The sequence below is a fragment of the Pseudomonas sp. OVF7 genome (assembly GCF_030644265.1).
In the GTDB taxonomy this organism is placed as follows: domain Bacteria; phylum Pseudomonadota; class Gammaproteobacteria; order Pseudomonadales; family Pseudomonadaceae; genus Aquipseudomonas; species Aquipseudomonas gorinensis.
Window position 1 is genome coordinate 1 of the sequence record NZ_CP128996.1, and the last position, 19,152, is coordinate 19,152.

The window sequence follows — 19,152 nt, forward strand, 5'->3', positions numbered from 1 at the left end:
ATGGCCGTCAAGAAACGAGGTCTCGGACGTGGACTGGATGCGCTCCTGAGTGGTCCGACTGTCACGACCCTTGAAGAACAAGCGGTGCAGGCCGACGAGCGTGAGCTGCAACACCTGCCGCTGGACCTGATCCAGCGCGGTAAATACCAGCCACGGCGGGACATGGATCCCCAAGCGCTTGAAGAGCTGGCCAATTCGATCAAGGCTCAGGGCGTGATGCAGCCGATCGTGGTACGCCCGATTGGTGGTGGCCGCTTCGAAATCATTGCCGGTGAGCGCCGCTGGCGCGCCAGCCAGCAGGCCGGCAAGGAAACCATCCCGGCGATGGTGCGCGATGTCTCGGATGAAACTGCCATCGCCATGGCGTTGATCGAGAACATCCAGCGAGAAGACCTCAATCCGATCGAAGAAGCGATCGCCCTGCAGCGTTTGCAGCAGGAATTCCAGCTGACCCAGCAACAAGTGGCCGAGGCGGTGGGTAAATCCCGCGTCACGGTCTCCAACTTGTTGCGCCTGATCGCTCTGCCGGAAGTCATCAAGACGATGCTTTCCCATGGCGATCTGGAAATGGGTCATGCCCGCGCTTTGCTCGGTTTACCGGAAAATCAACAAGTTGAAGGGGCGCGACACGTTGTCGCACGAGGTCTCACCGTTCGTCAGACTGAAGCCCTGGTTCGCCAGTGGCTCAGTGGCAAACCTGCACCGGTCGAAACGGCCAAACCTGATCCGGATATCGCGCGTCTCGAGCAGCGCCTGGCCGAGCGCCTGGGCTCTGCGGTGCAAATTCGCCATGGCAAGAAAGGCAAAGGCCAATTGGTCATCGGATATAACTCGCTCGATGAGCTTCAGGGCGTCCTTGCCCACATTCGCTGAAACATTTGCTTATGTAGCGCGTGATCGGAAATCACTACCCGGCAGTTGAATAGGGGCAGAACCGCCCCTATACTCTGCGCGCATTTTGTCGGCACAAATTATGCCAAGTTATTGATTTCCGGCAGCCGACCATTGAGGAGCAAGAGTGATGGAAACCCGCACGCCAAACACGTTGCCGTTCCATCGCTTGGCCGTTTTCCCGGTTTTATTGGCTCAATTTGTCATGGTGCTGATCGCCGCATTGGCGCTTTGGTACTGGCATGGAGTCGTAGCCGGGTATTCAGGACTCTGCGGAGGCCTGATAGCCTTGCTGCCCAATATGTATTTTGCTCACAGGGCCTTTCGGTTTTCCGGCGCCCGAGCAGCCCAGGCCATCGTCCGGTCTTTTTATGCCGGCGAGGCGGGGAAACTGATTTTGACGGCAGTGCTGTTTGCACTGACCTTTGCAGGTGTGAAGCCATTGGCGCCGCTGGCTGTATTCGGCGTCTTCGTGTTGACCCAACTGGTCAGCTGGTTCGCTCCCCTGCTAATGAAAACAAGACTTTCGAAACCTTAGGGCGTTTGAGGCAACCATGGCAGAAACAACCGCTTCGGGCTATATCCAGCACCACTTGCAGAACCTGACCTTTGGTCAGCTTCCCAACGGCGGCTGGGGCTTCGCCCACACCGCAGCAGAAGCCAAGGAAATGGGCTTTTGGGCTTTCCACCTGGATACTCTGGGCTGGTCGGTCGCATTGGGTCTGATCTTCGTCCTGATTTTCCGCATGGCGGCAAAGAAGGCGACCTCCGGTCAGCCGGGTGCCTTGCAGAACTTCGTTGAAGTATTGGTCGAATTCGTCGATGGCAGCGTGAAAGACAGCTTCCATGGCCGTAGCCCGGTGATTGCACCGCTGGCACTGACCATCTTCGTCTGGGTGTTCCTGATGAACGCCGTCGACCTGGTACCGGTCGATTGGATTCCTCAACTGGCCATCCTGATTTCCGGCGATCACCACATTCCATTCCGTGCGGTTTCCACCACGGATCCTAACGCCACCCTGGGCATGGCCCTGTCGGTGTTCGCGTTGATCATTTTCTACAGCATCAAGGTCAAGGGCATCGGCGGCTTCATCGGCGAACTGACCCTGCACCCGTTCGGCAGCAAGAACATCTTCGTTCAAGCCCTGCTGATCCCGGTGAACTTCCTGCTGGAATTCGTAACCCTGGTCGCCAAGCCGATTTCCCTGGCACTGCGACTGTTCGGCAACATGTATGCCGGCGAGCTGGTATTCATTCTGATCGCTGTGATGTTCGGCAGTGGTCTGCTCTGGCTTAGCGGCCTGGGCGTTGTTCTGCAGTGGGCGTGGGCTGTGTTCCACATCCTGATCATCACCCTGCAGGCGTTTATCTTCATGATGCTGACCATCGTCTACCTGTCGATGGCGCACGAAGAGAACCATTAAGACCAGTCTCGACTAGTCTGATGTCCTTCCCGGTGAAACGGGAAGGTGGCCTGAAAGGGCTATGAAACGATTTGTTTTACCGCTTTAAAATCTAAAAAACCTAAACCATACGACGTAAAAGTCGGGAGGAAAGATGGAAACTGTAGTTGGTCTAACCGCTATCGCTGTTGCACTGTTGATCGGCCTGGGCGCCCTGGGTACTGCCATTGGTTTCGGCCTGCTGGGCGGCAAATTCCTGGAAGGCGCAGCGCGTCAGCCAGAAATGGTCCCAATGCTGCAAGTTAAAATGTTCATCGTTGCCGGCCTGCTCGACGCCGTAACCATGATCGGCGTTGGTATCGCTCTGTTCTTCACCTTCGCGAACCCCTTCGTTGGTCAACTCGCTGGCTAATCACTCGAATTTTCGAGTTGATTGGGGTGATGGACAACGAATGAGCGAGGTGTTGGCGTGAACATTAATGCAACCCTGATTGGCCAATCCGTTGCGTTCTTCATTTTTGTAGTGTTTTGCATGAAGTTCGTGTGGCCTCCGGTCATCGCGGCTTTGCACGAACGTCAGAAGAAGATCGCTGATGGTTTGGACGCTGCCAGCCGTGCAGCTCGCGACCTGGAGTTGGCCCAAGAGAAAGTGGGTCATCAACTGCGCGATGCTAAAGCACAGGCAGCTGAAATCATTGAGCAAGCCAAGAAGCGCGGCAACCAGATCGTCGAAGAGGCTGTTGAAAAAGCCCGCGTCGAAGCTGACCGTGTGAAGGCTTCGGCTCATGCCGAGATCGAACAGGAACTGAACGGCGTCAAAGACGCGCTGCGTGCCCAACTGGGTGCTCTGGCGGTCGGCGGTGCAGAGAAGATCCTCGGTGCCACAATCGATCAAAACGCGCACGCGGAGCTGGTTAACAAACTGGCTGCTGAAATTTAAGCGAGGGCGATCATGGCAGAACTGACCACGTTGGCCCGACCTTATGCTAAGGCAGCCTTCGAGCACGCCCAGGCCCACCAGCAGCTGGCCTCTTGGTCAGCCATGCTCGGCCTGGCTGCAGCAGTGTCGCAAGATGACACCATGCAGCGCGTGCTCAAGGCCCCGCGCCTGACGAGCGCAGACAAGGCCGCCACTTTTATTGAAGTGTGCGGCGACAAGTTTGATGTGAAAGTGCAGAACTTCATCCACGTCGTTGCCGAAAACGACCGTCTCCCGCTACTGCCGGAGATTGCCGCTCTGTTCGACCTGTACAAGGCCGAAGCGGAGAAATCGGTAGACGTTGAAGTGACCAGTGCTTTTGCATTGAACCAAGAACAGCAAGACAAACTCGCCAAGGTTCTCAGTGCACGACTCAATCGGGAAGTGCGCCTGCAAGCTACGGAGGACGCATCCCTGATTGGTGGTGTCGTTATCCGCGCCGGCGACCTGGTTATCGATGGCTCGATTCGCGGCAAAATCGCGAAACTTGCCGAAGCATTGAAATCTTGAGTTTGAAGGGGCAGCAGAGCAATGCAGCAACTCAATCCTTCCGAAATAAGTGAAATTATCAAGGGCCGCATCGACAAGCTCGATGTGACCTCCCAAGCCCGTAACGAAGGCACTGTCGTCAGCGTATCTGACGGTATCGTGCGGATTCACGGTCTGGCCGACGTCATGTACGGCGAGATGATCGAGTTTCCGGGCGGCGTCTACGGTATGGCCCTCAACCTGGAGCAAGACTCCGTAGGTGCCGTTGTATTGGGTGCGTACACCAGTCTGGCTGAAGGCATGAGCGCCAAGTGCACCGGCCGCATCCTGGAGGTTCCGGTTGGTAAGGAACTGCTGGGTCGCGTAGTCGACGCACTGGGTAACCCTGTTGACGGTAAAGGTCCACTGGGCAACACCGAGACCGATGCGGTCGAGAAAGTTGCTCCAGGCGTGATCTGGCGTAAGTCGGTAGACCAGCCTGTACAGACTGGCTACAAGGCTGTCGATGCCATGATCCCTGTCGGCCGTGGCCAGCGTGAGCTGATCATCGGTGACCGTCAGATCGGTAAAACCGCTCTGGCGATCGACGCGATCATCAACCAGAAGAACAGCGGCATTTTCTGCGTCTACGTAGCCATTGGTCAGAAGCAGTCGACCATCGCCAACGTGGTTCGCAAGCTGGAAGAAAACGGCGCCCTGGCCAACACGATCATCGTGGCTGCCAGTGCTTCGGAATCTCCTGCGCTGCAATTCCTGGCACCGTACTCCGGTTGCACCATGGGTGAATTCTTCCGCGACCGCGGTGAAGACGCGCTGATCGTTTATGACGATCTGTCCAAGCAAGCAGTGGCTTACCGCCAGATTTCCCTGCTGCTGCGCCGTCCACCAGGCCGTGAAGCTTACCCAGGCGACGTGTTCTATCTCCACTCCCGTCTGCTGGAGCGCGCATCCCGCGTTTCGGAAGAATACGTAGAGAAGTTCACCAACGGCGCAGTGACCGGCAAAACCGGTTCCCTGACCGCATTGCCGATCATCGAAACCCAGGCTGGCGACGTTTCCGCGTTCGTTCCGACCAACGTGATTTCCATCACCGACGGTCAGATCTTCCTGGAATCGGCCATGTTCAACTCGGGCATTCGCCCTGCAGTGAACGCCGGTGTTTCGGTATCCCGTGTGGGTGGTGCCGCTCAGACCAAGATCATCAAGAAGCTCTCCGGTGGTATCCGTACCGCTCTGGCTCAATACCGTGAACTGGCGGCATTCGCCCAGTTCGCTTCTGACCTGGACGAAGCGACCCGTAAGCAACTTGAGCATGGTCAGCGCGTTACCGAGCTGATGAAGCAGAAGCAATACGCCCCAATGTCGATCGCTGACATGGCGTTGTCGCTGTATGCCGCTGAGCGTGGGTTCCTGACCGACGTTGAAATCGCCAAGGTCGGCAGCTTTGAACAAGCGCTGATTGCTTACTTCAACCGCGATCACGCCGAATTGATGGCGAAGATCAACGTGAAGGGTGACTTCAATGACGATATCGACGCTGGCATGAAAGCCGGTATCGAGAAGTTCAAGGCCACCCAAACCTGGTAAGCCGCAGCGGGAGCCGCAAGGCTCCCGCTTGCTAACCTGATAGGTGTTACATGGCAGGCGCAAAAGAGATTCGCAGTAAGATTGCGAGCATCAAAAGCACGCAAAAAATTACCAGCGCCATGGAAAAAGTGGCGGTCAGCAAAATGCGCAAGGCACAAATGCGTATGGCTGCTAGCCGTCCTTATGCGGAGCGTATCCGCCAGGTAATTGGGCATCTGGCCAACGCCAACCCGGAATACCGCCACCCGTTCATGATCGACCGCGCAGTCAAGCGTGTGGGTTATGTGGTAGTGAGCAGTGACCGTGGTTTGTGCGGTGGTTTGAATACCAACCTGTTCAAGGCCCTGGTCAAGGACATGGCGGTAAACCGCGAAAACGGCGTCGAGATCGATCTGTGTGTCGTTGGTAGCAAGGGTGCGGCCTTTTTCCGTAACTTCGGCGGTAACGTCGTTGCAGCTATCAGCCACCTGGGTGAAGAACCGTCGATCAATGATCTGATCGGCAGTGTGAAGGTGATGCTGGATGCGTACCTGGAGGGCCGGATTGACCGCCTGTCCGTGGTATCCAACAAGTTCATCAACACCATGACCCAGCAGCCAACCGTGGAGCAATTGATCCCACTGGTGGCGACCCCGGATCAGGAACTCAAGCACCACTGGGACTACCTCTACGAACCAGACGCCAAAGAGCTGCTTGACGGCTTGATGGTGCGCTACGTGGAGTCGCAGGTGTACCAGGCGGTGGTCGAGAACAACGCAGCTGAACAAGCGGCGCGGATGATCGCGATGAAAAACGCTACCGATAACGCCGGTGATCTGATCAGCGATTTGCAGCTGATCTACAACAAGGCGCGTCAGGCTGCGATCACCCAAGAGATCTCGGAAATCGTCGGCGGCGCTGCCGCGGTTTAACGGTTCAAATATTCAGAGGATCCAGCTATGAGTAGCGGACGTATCGTTCAAATCATCGGCGCCGTTATCGACGTGGAATTTCCACGCGACAGCGTACCGAGCATCTACAACGCGCTGAAAGTACAAGGCGCGGAAACTACCCTGGAAGTTCAGCAGCAGCTGGGCGACGGCGTAGTTCGTACCATTGCGATGGGTTCTACCGAAGGCTTGAAGCGCGGTCTGGACGTTGTCGACTCTGGCGCTGCCATCTCCGTACCGGTCGGTAAAGCGACCCTGGGCCGGATCATGGACGTACTGGGTAACCCGATTGACGAAGCTGGCCCGATCGACACCGAAGAGCGCTGGGGCATTCACCGTCCAGCACCTTCGTTCGCGGAACAAGCTGGCGGCAACGACCTGCTGGAAACCGGCATCAAGGTTATCGACCTGGTTTGCCCGTTCGCCAAGGGCGGTAAAGTCGGTCTGTTCGGTGGTGCCGGTGTAGGCAAGACCGTAAACATGATGGAACTGATCCGTAACATCGCCATCGAGCACAGCGGTTATTCCGTGTTCGCCGGTGTGGGTGAGCGTACTCGTGAGGGTAACGACTTCTACCACGAGATGAAGGACTCCAACGTTCTGGACAAAGTGGCACTGGTTTACGGTCAGATGAACGAGCCGCCGGGAAACCGTCTGCGCGTAGCCCTGACTGGCCTGACCATGGCCGAGAAGTTCCGTGACGAAGGTAACGACGTTCTGCTGTTCGTCGACAACATCTATCGTTACACCTTGGCCGGTACTGAAGTATCCGCACTGCTGGGCCGTATGCCTTCGGCAGTAGGCTACCAGCCGACCCTGGCTGAAGAGATGGGCGTTCTGCAAGAACGTATCACTTCGACCAAGGAAGGTTCGATCACCTCGATCCAAGCGGTATACGTACCTGCGGATGACTTGACCGACCCGTCGCCTGCGACCACCTTCGCCCACTTGGACGCCACCGTCGTACTGTCCCGTGACATCGCTTCCCTGGGTATCTACCCAGCGGTCGATCCACTCGACTCGACTTCGCGCCAACTGGACCCGAACGTGATCGGCCAGGAGCACTACGACACCGCTCGCGGCGTTCAGTACGTGCTGCAGCGTTACAAAGAACTGAAGGACATCATTGCGATCCTGGGTATGGACGAACTGTCGGAAACCGACAAGCAGTTGGTATCCCGCGCTCGTAAGATCCAGCGCTTCTTGTCGCAGCCGTTCTTCGTGGCTGAAGTCTTCACCGGTGCCTCGGGTAAATACGTTTCCCTGAAAGACACCATTGCTGGCTTCAAAGGCATCCTCAACGGTGACTACGACCACCTGCCAGAACAAGCGTTCTACATGGTCGGCGGCATCGAAGAAGCGATCGAGAAAGCCAAGAAACTGTAATCCCGGCGCCCGGCAACGGGCGCTCATCAGGTTGAGGCAATCAGATGGCTATGACAGTCCATTGCGATATCGTCAGCGCGGAAGGGGAAATCTTCTCCGGTCTGGTAGAAATGGTGATTGCACACGGCGAACTCGGTGACCTGGGTATTGCCATGGGCCACGCGCCATTGATCACCAGCTTGAAGCCAGGTCCGATTACGCTGACCAAGCAAGGCGGGGAAAAGGAGGTGTTCTACATCTCCGGTGGTTTCCTCGAGGTTCAGCCGAACATGGTCAAGGTACTTGCCGACACCGTGCAACGTGCTGGCGACCTGGACGAAGCTTCTGCTCAGGAAGCCGTCAAGGCTGCCGAGAAGGCCCTGCACGAGAAAGGTGCGGACTTCGACTACAGCGCTGCTGCTGTACGTCTGGCCGAGGCTGCAGCTCAGCTGCGCACGCTCCAGCAGATCCGCAAGAAGTAAGCGGCCACGCCGTCATGCTTCATGCGCGATTGATTAAAAAGGGTAGCCTCGGCTACCCTTTTTCTTTTTTAGCAAAATACTTCTCTGGTCTGAAGCCGGACCGCCCAGGATTGGTAGCCATTCATGTCTCTTGAAATCGTCATTCTCGCCGCAGGCCAGGGCACCCGCATGCGTTCGGCATTGCCCAAGGTGCTGCACCCGGTCGCGGGTAACTCCATGCTCGGGCATGTTATCCACAGTGCCCGGCAGTTGGACCCACAACGTATCCACGTGGTGATCGGCCATGGTGCTGATGTGGTGCGTGAGCGCCTGGCCGCGGATGACCTGAATTTCGTTCTGCAAGACAAGCAACTGGGGACCGGTCACGCCACCGCCCAAGCCGTGCCGTTCATCACAGCCGACACCGTGCTGATCCTCTACGGCGATGTGCCGCTGATCGAAGTCGAAACCCTGCAACGCCTGCTCAAGCATGTAGTACCTGGCCAGATGGGCCTGCTCACCGTAGAGCTGGATGACCCTACCGGCTACGGGCGCATCGTGCGTAACACTGACGGGAAGGTCGCGGCCATCGTCGAGCACAAGGACGCCAGCGAAGCCCAGCGCGCCATTACCGAAGGCAACACCGGTATTCTTGCGGTCCCTGCCAATAAGCTTGCGGATTGGATGAGCCGTTTGTCCAACAACAACGCCCAGGGCGAGTACTACCTCACTGACGTGATCGAAATGGCTGTCAGCGATGGCCTGCTGGTCGCCACCGAGCAGCCCCACGACCCTATGGAAGTGCAAGGCGCCAACGACCGCAAGCAGCTTGCAGAGCTCGAACGTCACTACCAACTGCGTGAAGGCCGCCGCCTGATGGCCCAGGGCGTGACCCTGCGCGACCCGGCGCGTTTTGATGTACGTGGTGAAGTCACCGTGGGCCGCGACGTGCTGATCGATATCAACGTCATCCTCGAAGGCCGCGTGATCATCGAAGACGACGTGGTGATCGGCCCGAACTGCGTGATCAAGGACAGCACCCTGCGCAAAGGCGTGGTGATCAAGGCCAATAGTCATATCGACGGTGCCGTGATGGGCGAGGGCAGTGATGCGGGTCCGTTTGCACGGTTGCGTCCGGGCAGCGTGTTGGGAGCCAAGGCCCATGTGGGTAACTTTGTCGAATTGAAAAACGCCCATCTGGGCGAAGGCGCCAAGGCCGGCCACTTAACGTACCTGGGCGATGCTGTGATCGGTGCGCGGACCAACATCGGCGCCGGCACCATCACCTGCAACTACGACGGTGCCAACAAGTATCAGACGACTATTGGTGAGGATGTGTTTATAGGCTCCAATAATTCGTTGGTTGCACCTGTAACCATCGGAGATGGCTCGAACACCGCTGCCGGTTCCACCATCAATCAGGATGTGGATAAGTCCCAACTGGCCGTAGCCCGCGCCCGCCAACGCAACATTGACGGATGGAAGCGTCCGGTCAAAATCAAAAAGACCTGAGTTATCCACAGCCTCATCAGCAGTGCTATCCAAATGTGGGAGGGGGCTTGCCCCCGATGGCGAATTTTCAGTCAATATTTTAGATCGACTGATCTACCGCAATCGGGGGGCAAGCCCCCTCCCACATTTGTCGTGTGTTGTTCGAAAAATCTGTTCCCGACGCTTGACGATATCTTGCCAATAGGTTTTGATTGCCTTCGTTATCTTTCGAAACGAAACTTATCATTACCATGTCGAAACGAAATACACCCCAACGACGCCACAACATCCTGACGTTGCTCAATGAACAGGGCGAAGTCAGCGTGGACGAACTGGCCAAGCGTTTCGAAACCTCGGAAGTGACCATCCGCAAGGACCTGGCCGCCCTCGAAAGCAACGGCCTGTTGCTGCGTCGCTACGGCGGCGCAATCACCATGCCCCAGGAACTGGTCGGTGATCCGGCCCAGCCCATCTCGGCCTACAAGCGCGCTATCGCCCGTGCCGCCGTGATGCGTCTGCGCGAACACGCCCGCATCATCATCGACAGCGGCAGCACCACCGCCGCCATGATCCCCGAACTGGGCCATCAGCCCGGCCTGGTGGTGATGACCAACTCCCTGCACGTGGCCAGCGCCTTGAGCGAACTGGAACACGAGCCGGTGCTGTTGATGACCGGCGGCACCTGGGACCCCCATTCGGACTCGTTCCAGGGGCAAGTCGCCGAGCAGGTGTTGCGGTCCTACGACTTTGATCAACTGTTCATCGGTGCCGACGGCATCGATCTGCAGCGCGGTACCACCACCTTTAACGAATTGCTGGGCCTGAGCCGCGTGATGGCCGAAGTCGCCCGGGAAGTGGTGGTGATGGTCGAATCCGACAAGATCGGCCGCAAGATTCCCAACCTGGAACTGCCCTGGAGCAGCGTCCATACCCTTATTACCGATGATCGCCTGCCGCTCGAGGCCCGCGACCAGATCCAAGCCCGCGGCATTACGCTGATATGCGTGGCAATCATCTAGGAGAAACACCATGTGTGGAATTGTAGGCGCAGTCGCTGAACGCAACGTCACCGCCATCTTGCTCGAAGGCCTCAAGCGCCTGGAATACCGTGGCTATGACAGCGCCGGTGTGGCTGTCTTCACCAACGCCGGCAAGCTCGAACGCATGCGTCGCCCAGGCAAGGTCAGCGAGCTGGAGCAGGCGTTGCTCGGTGAGCCGCTGGTCGGCCGCCTGGGCATTGCCCACACCCGTTGGGCTACCCACGGTGCGCCGTGCGAACGCAACGCCCACCCGCATTTCTCCGGTGACCTGGCGGTGGTGCATAACGGCATCATCGAAAACCACGAAGTGCTGCGCGAACAACTCAAGGGCCTGGGCTACGTGTTCACCTCGGACACCGACACCGAAGTCATTGCCCACCTGCTGAACCACAAGCTCAAGGACCTCGGTGACCTGACTGTCGCCCTCAAGGCCACCGTCAAGGAGCTGCACGGCGCCTACGGCCTGGCTGTGATCAGTGCCAGCCAGCCCGACCGCCTGGTCGCCGCCCGCAGCGGTAGCCCGCTGGTGATCGGCCTGGGCCTGGGCGAGAACTTCCTCGCCTCCGACCAACTGGCCCTGCGCCAGGTCACCGACCGTTTCATGTACCTGGAAGAAGGCGATATTGCCGACATCCGCCGTGAAAGCGTGCAGATCTGGGACGTCAACGGTCAATCCGTCGAGCGCGAAGCCGTGCAATACCGCGACGGTGCCGAAGCCGCCGACAAAGGCGAGTTCCGCCACTTCATGCTCAAGGAAATCCACGAGCAGCCCGCCGTGGTGCAACGCACCCTGGAAGGTCGCCTGGGCGACAAGCAAGTGCTGGTCAACGCCTTTGGCCCGCAGGCCGCCGAGCTGTTCGCCAAAGTACGCAATGTCCAGATCGTCGCCTGCGGCACCAGCTACCACGCCGGTATGGTTGCGCGTTACTGGTTGGAAGAACTGGCCGGCATCCCTTGCCAGGTCGAAGTCGCCAGCGAGTTCCGCTACCGTAAGGTGGTGGTGCAGCCCGACAGCCTGTTCGTGACCATCTCCCAGTCCGGTGAAACCGCCGACACCCTGGCGGCCCTGCGTAACGCCAAGGAACTGGGCTTCCTCGCCAGCCTGGCGATTTGCAACGTCAGCATCAGTTCCCTGGTGCGTGAGTCCGACCTGACCCTGCTGACCCAAGCCGGTCGCGAAATCGGCGTCGCCTCCACCAAGGCGTTCACCACCCAACTGGTGGGCCTGCTGCTGCTGACCCTGTCCCTGGGTCAGGTACGTGGCACATTGGCCGCCGGTGTCGAAGCCACCCTGGTAGAAGAACTGCGCCGCCTGCCGACGCGCCTGGGCGAAGCCCTGGCCATGGACAGCACGGTAGAAAAAGTTGCCGAGCTGTTTGCCGACAAGAATCACACCCTGTTCCTGGGTCGTGGCGCCCAGTACCCGGTAGCGATGGAAGGCTCCCTGAAGCTCAAGGAAATCTCGTACATCCACGCCGAAGCCTACCCGGCCGGCGAACTCAAACACGGCCCGCTGGCCCTGGTGGACGACGACATGCCGGTGGTCACCGTGGCGCCAAACAACGAACTGCTGGAGAAGCTCAAGTCCAACCTGCAGGAAGTCCGCGCCCGTGGCGGCCAACTGATCGTCTTCGCCGACGAAAAAGCTGGCATGACCAACGGCGAAGGCACCCACGTCATCAATATGCCGCATATCCACGACACCCTGTCGCCGATCCTCTACACCATCCCGCTGCAGCTGCTGTCGTACTACGTCGCGGTGCTCAAGGGCACCGACGTTGACCAGCCACGTAACCTGGCGAAGTCGGTGACGGTGGAGTAACCCGCTTTACCCTGGAGGCCCAACTGGTTTTGAACAATAAAGATTGACACAAAACAATAAAGTTTGACACTCATGAACATAGATTGACACAAGGCCCAAACCCCCGTATCTATGGGGGTTTTTCCTTTCCAGGCTTTCCCTTTGGTCTGGATTCATCGCTTCAACTCTCCGCGGGTGTAGTCTAGAAAACGCTTTGAAATATGGCCGCTACGGCGGTCATGTCCTTCTACGACTTTTTCTCGGCGTGAGGTGAAGCGGTCCGCATCGACTGAGGAGGCGTGGGTTGCGAGGTCGTAAGTTTGCATCACAGCAAGACATTGAACGGCATATTGCAAATGGATTTGGCGAAGGCGCCGGGGCAAGCTACGTGCCTTGGCTGCGGGTACAAGATGTCCCGTCGATAGGTCGTTCGCACAAGATCCAAGGTGTGAAGATCGAGAGGATTCATCACCTACTGTCAGATCTCGAGCGTTCGTACTTCCTTGTGTGTGAATTTTCTGAAAACGTCGTGGATATCCGTGAGCAATATCCGTTACTACCTACAGAGCGTGCGCAAGCGATAGCGTCGGCAATAGATGTACGTTATCCCAGATACCCTAGAACGACACTGCCCTATGTAATGACAACAGATTTCCTGCTAACTGTTAAGGACTTGAACGGAAACTTTAAGTCGGTAGCTAGAACTGTGAAGTATCGATCCGACCTAGTTGGCAAAGGAAGTAACCGCACGCTTGAAAAACTTGAGATTGAAAAGCGCTTTTGGCATAGCCAAGGTGTTGATTGGAAGATCGTCACAGATGAGTTTTTTACACGAGATTTGATAAAAAATCTTGGACTAATCAGAAAATACTCGAAGCTGCATCGCGATTTAATGAAAGTCCCGTTGCATTCGAATTTTATCGACTGCCTAGCAAACAGCCGGGAATATTCGTGGACCTTGGCCACCTGTCTAAGAAAAATAGCATGCCTTCTGTCCATTTCCTATATAGATGCTCAAGCAATTTTCTTCCATCTGGTTTGGAACAAGATACTGAAAATAGATTTGGTTAACACTCCTCTCCACCTTACTGGTCTAGTTCCTGACTTCGAAGTTTTCCAGATCCCTGCCCAAGTATCGTTGATGGAGAAAATGTCATGACTGTTCTCGTTAATGACGTTTTCGAGCCTGTTACCGATCTGTCGGTCATCTCTACGATAGCCAGGCTCATTTACCAGGATGAAACGCATGACTTAGCAGTTGTGATAGATCTAGCTGACCCTCCCCGGCAGCCGTACGCTGTTGGTCTTGATGAGCTGCGTCGCTCGCTAGCGTCTGGTCACACCAAACCAGCAGCCATCACCACGCCCGAGTTTATGCTTGTGCTTGAGGAGCAGTTGGATGAGAGAGCCAAGCAAGGCCGGGACGAAAAGTGGGCCGTCATCGCCCCTCTGCTAGATCCTGAATATCCAGGACAAATATTTGTACGGGGGGAGTTAGGCCGGCTTGTTAGCAAACGGGCGTCAGAGCTCGGAATCCAGCGAAAAACTATCTATCGGCTTCTTTACCGATATTGGTTTTATGGTCAAGTTCGAAACTCATTGCTTAATAATTACTCGGCGGTAGGTGTTGCCGATAGAAAATATGATCCAAGTAGGCCTCCAGGGCGAAAGCCTAAGTTTCAAGGCGTTCTTACTGCGCCTTCCAAGATGCTCGGTGCGGTTGATAAACGATGCATCCGAGTTGGGTATTCCCTTTATGTAAAAGATAAAAAGTCTTCTATTTCGAGCGCATATGACGAAATGTTGAGAAGATTCTACTCGGTTCGAGACATCTCTAAAAACAGTGAAGAAGAGCTTCGTTTGCTGCCTAGCTTAGAGCTGCCCAGCCTGAGGCAGTTCAGATATTGGGGACAGATTTTTTTCGACGAAATTGAAACCGAGCGTGGCCGTAAAGGGTTGAGGAAGTGGTTAAAGGACTGCCGTCCGCTTTCAGGTACCGTTCGCGATTGGCTGCGTGGACCGTGTCATCAGTTCGAAATCGACGCAACTATTGCCGATATTTATTTGGTCAACAGCTACTCTAGACGGATGCTCATTGGCCGGCCCGTAGTTTATATCGTTGTGGATAGTTTCTCCGGAATGATTGTTGGCCTCTATGTAGGATTGGAAGGTCCCAGTTGGAACGGGGCGAGGCAAGCGCTGTTCAACGCGTTTACCTCCAAAGTCGAGTTCTGCGCTCAGAACGGCGTTGAAATCAATTCAGATGATTGGAATTGTCACCACCTGCCCCACCAGATTTACGCCGACAGGGGAGAGATGTTGTCACTGGCAGCAGAGGGGCTATCGTCAGGCTTGGGAATTGAGATGGGCACTGCTCCGCCTTATCGGCCTGATTGGAAGCCTATGGTAGAAAGTCGGTTTGGCATTTTGAATGATTTGACGGGTATCAGATGGCTACCTGGCGGGGTAGCTGCGCGAGACAAAGAGCGAGGCGAGCGAGATTACCGGCTCGATGCCACGCTGAACCTCAAAGAGTTCACCCAGATACTCATCAATTGCGTGCTCCACTATAACCGGCACCATCGACAGCCTGACCGACTGACTCAGGCGATGATGAATGACGGCGTTGAACCTACGCCCAACGGGATATGGAATTGGGCCTGCGAAAACGACCTGATCGAATCCAACAAACGTCCCGACGAGCTGGTTTACCTCCATCTCTTGCCGCGCGAGCGCGCGACCGTTCAAAAGGGCGGGGTGATGTTTCGCGGCATGCACTACGTGTGTGATATGGCCATAGAGAAAGATTGGTTTGCCAAGGCTCGCAAAGGGGGCGTTTGGTCAATAGAGTGTTGGTTCGATCCGAACTCTGCGGCGCACATCTGGATCCAGGGAGAGGCCAAGCAGTTTATCCGCTGTGATCTTCGACGATCGGATGCCGGTTACGCGAATTACCGCTCGGACGAGATTTTTGATCTGCTCGAAGCCTATCGCCAAAAACCGCCTACTCGCCGGCGAGCCGAGCTGGAAAGCCGTGTCCAGCTTAGCGATCAGGTCCACCAGATCATCAGTCATGCGCTCGCAGAACGAAAATTGGAACCTGCTCCGCCCACCAAGGCAGAGGCCACTGGGAACATCCGCGAGAACCGCGCAGAAGAACGTCTCCGTGAGCGTGAAAATGCGGTTGTTCCTGAAGGCGTCAGGGCGGAGCCAGCTTCACTTCAATCTGAATTGACACCGAAAGCGCATGACTCATATGCCGGCGAGCGAACTGCGCAGGTTATCGATTTGCTCAAAAGAATTCGGCCAGGACAGGCAAAATGAAAGGTGCGCAGACGTTTGCCAATTACGTCAAACAGGACATAAGTGAGTATGCGGGCAATCCGCTTATCGAAGCTTTGCCTCCGATATTGTCGGAGGCGGCGGCTATTGAGCTGATCTCGAATTTTCCTCAGCCGGTGGATCCGAAAGAGCTGACCCTCGAAGGATCCACTCGAATTCACTGTATCGACCGGTTGAGAACCGTGGTGCAGCCGTTTTTGTTACACCTGGAACTGGAGGCCCTGTTTTCACTGCTCATCCGTCGAGGGTATGTTGGGCGTAACCCGATGTCGCCCGCTACCGTCCGGCATTTGCATTCTTTATCGGGGGCTCAGCGTTACCACGATGCGTTCAAGTCCACTGCAGAAACGTTCACCGTCGTCGGCCTGAGCGGCATTGGCAAGTCGACGGCACTCCACGCCATTTTGAGCCTTTATCCACAGACAATCCGTCATGAGCGTTATGAGGGAAAGCAGTTTGTTCATACCCAAATCACTTGGCTGAAGCTTGACTGCCCTCGGGATGGATCGCTGGCTGGATTTTGCCAGCAGTTTTTTTATGCAGTTGGTGACGCTCTAGGAGACAAGGACTATCACAAGCGCTACAGGCATCGAAACATCAATGATGCGCTGCAACAGATGGAGCAGGTGGCCAGCACGTTTTTCATCGGCGCCTTGTTAATCGACGAGCTGCAAAACCTCCACTTGGCGAAAACCGGTGGTAAGGAGAGCATGCTGAATTTCTTTCTGCACTTGGTTAACAACATTGGTATCCCGGTCGTTTTCAGTGGCACGAACTCTACGATTAGCCTGTTCTCAGAAGTCATGCGGACTGCCCGCCGAGTCTGTGGTGCCGGTACGCTGGAATTCAAACGATTCGAGAAAGATGATGAGGAGTGGCGGTTGTTAGTCGAAAATCTCTGGAGCTATCAGTGGTGCAAACAGACTGCTGAGCTGACCGACGAGATTTTCGACACGCTGTATGAGCACACTCAAGGCGTCACAGATTTCCTGGTCAAGCTGCTGGTATTGAGTCAGCGTTATGCGGTCCAGAGTGGCTCGGAGTGTTTGACTGCCGAGGTCCTGGTGAAGGTAAGCAACTCAAAAATGCAGATTCTAAAGCCAGCCCTTTCAGCTCTGCGTAGCCGAGATCCGAAGCGGATGCGACAGTTCGACGATTTGCTGCCGATTGAGGATCAGCTGAGCGAAATGATGGTCTTCGATGGTTTGGCACGAGAGGATCGCCTTGCCTTGCTTCGAAGTGTTGTATCCCGTGAGAAGCCGGTAGACCCATCTCCAACCATTCTTGCGAAAGGCCACCCATCGCCAATTGCTACTGCAGTGGAAAACTCAGAGGCTACAGCGCTAAGCGAACATGACGCTCCCCTCGATGCTCTGCGCGCTGCGGGCTGGCTCAACGAGGACCTGTTTGAGTTCTCACCGATGTACCACAAAGCGTGAGTCGGGAGGTGGCGAAGTGCACCTTAAACTCCATTTCTTCCCCGCCGCGTTTCCCGACGAGACGCTGCACAGCGTGATTTCTCGCTATGCCCGTCTTTGCGGTGTTCGTAATTGCCAAGAAGCATTTGCCGGACTGAAATCGGCGGCAGCATTTTCGCAAAATGTGGCATTCCCAAGTCATTTAGGGGAGTTTGTCGACGCGCTACCCAGCGGTACCGAGCTATCGATAGCCGAGGTCCTCATGCGTCACACGCTATTACCCTACTATGCGCCGTTTTTGAGTATGAGCCAGGTAGAACACGCTCGGACGCTGATGACTGCCGATGGGAAGGGCTTGATGTTGAAGCTGGGCGTCAACGCGAGCCGTATTGGATTCGCCTCCCGAGTGCGGTTATGCCCAGAATGTATCGCCCAAGATCAGGCCCAACGGGGAGTTGCTTACTGGCACAGGGTCCACATGCTTCCAGGCGTGCTGGTATGTCCGCATCACGGCACGTCACTTAGGATCCTTGATCCTCGCTGGTCCAGCCGTAGCTCTCGACAACTCAATCTGCCGAGTGATGAGAATGTGCAAGCACACACGGTACTTCTCGATACCCCGTTGCTGCGCATGCCGCCGCTTCACGAAATAGCGTTGCGATCACTTCAGGTCATCGAGTCTGAAGTCAGTGCTTTGTCGGCGGAGGCGGTGCGCTACACGCTTTTACAAAGGGCAACGCAGCTTAACCTTGCCTCTGATAACCATCGCTTGCACCTGCACATGCTGGCGCAGCACATGGCCGATTTTTTTGCTGCACTCCCGCGAGAATGGGAATTTTCTATACTCGGAGAAGTTCGTGCAGGTACACCCGCCTCATGGGTCATGAAGCTGCTTCGTACGCCAATAACCTCCCACCATCCGCTCAAATACATTTTATTGGCCGGTGCTCTGGGCATTGACATGGTGAGCTTGCTGCATGGTCAACGCCCAATGAAACAGGCGGTGGCGTGTGGTCCGAAAGCTCACATTCGACTTCACACGCGCCTTTCTCCGGTGATGCCTGGTGAAGGCCTGGACTGTTCGTCAGCCGCTGTGTGGAAACATGCTCTTGAGGGAGCTGATGCCAAAAAGATCGCTGCCGTTCTAGGCGTTTCATTGGCGTATGTCTATCGTCACATCCGAAATGTAGCCGGCGGGCAAGGTGCTTGGAGGGAGGCACGATTTCACATTGAGCTATGCGCAAGACGCGCGGCTTTCGAGGCTGATTATCGCTTTTACAAAGCACATGCATGCAGGGGGTATGCGTGGCTGTATCGCCACGATAGGCAGTGGCTTTCGGAGTCAACTGTAAACCCAAGCCCCCATCGTACGCCCCGTCTAAATAGCGCCGAAATGTTCGCTGCCCTCGATGCGAGACTGGCCGAAGAAGTCCGTCAGTGTGCTGAAGCGCTTTATGCTCTTGCGGGTAAGCCTGTCCGCATCTCGCGTACCAGAATTGGCCGGGAGCTTCATGTTCTGTCTCGCTTCGAAAAGCAGCTCTGCAAGCTTCCTCTCTGTGCAGCAATGCTCGACAAAGTATGTGAATCAATCGAAGGCTTTCACGATAGGCGTCTGCGATGGGCTAGACGCAAATTGCTCTCGGAGGGCAAGCCTGTATCACGTTCTTCGCTCTACCGGGTCGCGAGCATTCGGCCCACGCTGTAATCCAGCCCGCCATTCCCTCCATCTAAAAAACGTTCTGAATTAATTCACCGTGAACACATTGTTTTTCTGTTAATGAAAATTTGCACCTTCCAGAATAGGTCCGGAATACGCATGATCACGATCAGCAAGTAAAATGTACTAACCTGCGAGCAATCGCCATGGGCTGACCTACGCGGGTTATCGATACGTGTGTTGTATTCAAGGAGTACGGTCGCGGCAGGGTTTAAATGAATTCACTACGATTCAAAGTT

General features: G+C 55.9%; 17 protein-coding genes. All 17 read left to right on the plus strand.

From position 1 onward, the window contains the following. The 17 genes from QU606_RS00005 to QU606_RS00085 all read left to right on the plus strand — a co-directional run bounded on the left by QU606_RS00005 (position 1) and on the right by QU606_RS00085 (position 18,901). A complete protein-coding gene (locus QU606_RS00005) occupies positions 1-873 on the plus strand; it encodes a ParB/RepB/Spo0J family partition protein (RefSeq protein ID WP_024078256.1) in 873 nt (290 codons plus the stop codon). A 148-nt stretch (positions 874-1,021) separates the two neighbouring features. Continuing rightward, positions 1,022-1,429 carry a F0F1 ATP synthase subunit I gene (locus tag QU606_RS00010; protein ID WP_024078255.1) on the plus strand — a complete coding sequence of 136 codons (408 nt, stop codon included), beginning with the start codon at positions 1,022-1,024 and terminating at the stop codon, positions 1,427-1,429. Between the two features lie 16 nt (positions 1,430-1,445). Further along, positions 1,446-2,315 carry a F0F1 ATP synthase subunit A gene (atpB, locus tag QU606_RS00015; protein WP_024078254.1) on the plus strand — a complete coding sequence of 290 codons (870 nt, stop codon included), beginning with the start codon at positions 1,446-1,448 and terminating at the stop codon, positions 2,313-2,315. A gap of 133 nt (positions 2,316-2,448) precedes the next feature. Next, a complete protein-coding gene (gene atpE, locus QU606_RS00020; protein WP_002555987.1) occupies positions 2,449-2,706 on the plus strand; it encodes a F0F1 ATP synthase subunit C in 258 nt (85 codons plus the stop codon). A gap of 57 nt (positions 2,707-2,763) precedes the next feature. Continuing rightward, a complete protein-coding gene (locus QU606_RS00025) occupies positions 2,764-3,234 on the plus strand; it encodes a F0F1 ATP synthase subunit B (RefSeq protein ID WP_015886647.1) in 471 nt (156 codons plus the stop codon). 12 nt (positions 3,235-3,246) lie between these two features. Continuing rightward, positions 3,247-3,783 carry a F0F1 ATP synthase subunit delta gene (locus QU606_RS00030; RefSeq protein ID WP_053258794.1) on the plus strand — a complete coding sequence of 179 codons (537 nt, stop codon included), beginning with the start codon at positions 3,247-3,249 and terminating at the stop codon, positions 3,781-3,783. 21 nt (positions 3,784-3,804) lie between these two features. Then, positions 3,805-5,349 (plus strand): F0F1 ATP synthase subunit alpha, encoded by a 1,545-nt coding sequence (gene atpA, locus QU606_RS00035; protein ID WP_003177064.1) that lies wholly within the window; start codon positions 3,805-3,807, stop codon positions 5,347-5,349. Positions 5,350-5,399: 50 nt separating this feature from the next. After that, entirely contained in the window at positions 5,400-6,260 is an 861-nt protein-coding gene (gene atpG / locus QU606_RS00040) for a F0F1 ATP synthase subunit gamma (RefSeq protein ID WP_003233565.1), read from the plus strand. A gap of 27 nt (positions 6,261-6,287) precedes the next feature. Beyond that, entirely contained in the window at positions 6,288-7,664 is a 1,377-nt protein-coding gene (atpD, locus tag QU606_RS00045; RefSeq protein WP_024078252.1) for a F0F1 ATP synthase subunit beta, read from the plus strand. A 44-nt stretch (positions 7,665-7,708) separates the two neighbouring features. After that, positions 7,709-8,125, plus strand: coding sequence for a F0F1 ATP synthase subunit epsilon (locus tag QU606_RS00050; protein ID WP_024078251.1), 417 nt, complete (start codon positions 7,709-7,711; stop codon positions 8,123-8,125). A 123-nt stretch (positions 8,126-8,248) separates the two neighbouring features. Beyond that, complete coding sequence (gene glmU, locus QU606_RS00055; protein ID WP_024078250.1) at positions 8,249-9,616, plus strand: bifunctional UDP-N-acetylglucosamine diphosphorylase/glucosamine-1-phosphate N-acetyltransferase GlmU; 1,368 nt, start codon at positions 8,249-8,251, stop codon at positions 9,614-9,616. Between the two features lie 230 nt (positions 9,617-9,846). Further along, positions 9,847-10,614, plus strand: coding sequence for a DeoR/GlpR family DNA-binding transcription regulator (locus QU606_RS00060; RefSeq protein ID WP_304998012.1), 768 nt, complete (start codon positions 9,847-9,849; stop codon positions 10,612-10,614). 10 nt (positions 10,615-10,624) lie between these two features. Continuing rightward, positions 10,625-12,457, plus strand: a complete 1,833-nt coding sequence (gene glmS / locus QU606_RS00065) for a glutamine--fructose-6-phosphate transaminase (isomerizing) (protein ID WP_024078248.1) — start codon at positions 10,625-10,627, stop codon at positions 12,455-12,457. 283 nt (positions 12,458-12,740) lie between these two features. Next, complete coding sequence (locus tag QU606_RS00070; RefSeq protein ID WP_019821338.1) at positions 12,741-13,595, plus strand: TnsA endonuclease N-terminal domain-containing protein; 855 nt, start codon at positions 12,741-12,743, stop codon at positions 13,593-13,595. After that, on the plus strand, positions 13,592-15,760 hold the full coding sequence (locus QU606_RS00075; RefSeq protein WP_019821340.1) for a Mu transposase C-terminal domain-containing protein: 2,169 nt from the start codon (positions 13,592-13,594) through the stop codon (positions 15,758-15,760). The genes QU606_RS00070 and QU606_RS00075 overlap by 4 nt, the downstream gene beginning before the upstream one ends. Further along, positions 15,757-17,217 carry an ATP-binding protein gene (locus QU606_RS00080; RefSeq protein WP_019821342.1) on the plus strand — a complete coding sequence of 487 codons (1,461 nt, stop codon included), beginning with the start codon at positions 15,757-15,759 and terminating at the stop codon, positions 17,215-17,217. The genes QU606_RS00075 and QU606_RS00080 overlap by 4 nt, the downstream gene beginning before the upstream one ends. 16 nt (positions 17,218-17,233) lie before the next feature. Continuing rightward, positions 17,234-18,901, plus strand: a complete 1,668-nt coding sequence (locus QU606_RS00085; protein ID WP_019821343.1) for a TnsD family Tn7-like transposition protein — start codon at positions 17,234-17,236, stop codon at positions 18,899-18,901. The last annotated feature ends 251 nt before the right edge of the window (positions 18,902-19,152 follow it).

Coding starts and splice junctions, on each gene's coding strand:
- QU606_RS00005 (WP_024078256.1), top strand. CDS start 1: ATGGCCGTCAAGAAACGAGGTCTCGGACGTGGACTGGATGCGCTCCTG.
- QU606_RS00010 (WP_024078255.1), top strand. CDS start 1,022: ATGGAAACCCGCACGCCAAACACGTTGCCGTTCCATCGCTTGGCCGTT.
- atpB (WP_024078254.1), top strand. CDS start 1,446: ATGGCAGAAACAACCGCTTCGGGCTATATCCAGCACCACTTGCAGAAC.
- atpE (WP_002555987.1), top strand. CDS start 2,449: ATGGAAACTGTAGTTGGTCTAACCGCTATCGCTGTTGCACTGTTGATC.
- QU606_RS00030 (WP_053258794.1), top strand. CDS start 3,247: ATGGCAGAACTGACCACGTTGGCCCGACCTTATGCTAAGGCAGCCTTC.
- atpA (WP_003177064.1), top strand. CDS start 3,805: ATGCAGCAACTCAATCCTTCCGAAATAAGTGAAATTATCAAGGGCCGC.
- atpG (WP_003233565.1), top strand. CDS start 5,400: ATGGCAGGCGCAAAAGAGATTCGCAGTAAGATTGCGAGCATCAAAAGC.
- atpD (WP_024078252.1), top strand. CDS start 6,288: ATGAGTAGCGGACGTATCGTTCAAATCATCGGCGCCGTTATCGACGTG.
- QU606_RS00050 (WP_024078251.1), top strand. CDS start 7,709: ATGGCTATGACAGTCCATTGCGATATCGTCAGCGCGGAAGGGGAAATC.
- glmU (WP_024078250.1), top strand. CDS start 8,249: ATGTCTCTTGAAATCGTCATTCTCGCCGCAGGCCAGGGCACCCGCATG.
- QU606_RS00060 (WP_304998012.1), top strand. CDS start 9,847: ATGTCGAAACGAAATACACCCCAACGACGCCACAACATCCTGACGTTG.
- glmS (WP_024078248.1), top strand. CDS start 10,625: ATGTGTGGAATTGTAGGCGCAGTCGCTGAACGCAACGTCACCGCCATC.
- QU606_RS00075 (WP_019821340.1), top strand. CDS start 13,592: ATGACTGTTCTCGTTAATGACGTTTTCGAGCCTGTTACCGATCTGTCG.
- QU606_RS00080 (WP_019821342.1), top strand. CDS start 15,757: ATGAAAGGTGCGCAGACGTTTGCCAATTACGTCAAACAGGACATAAGT.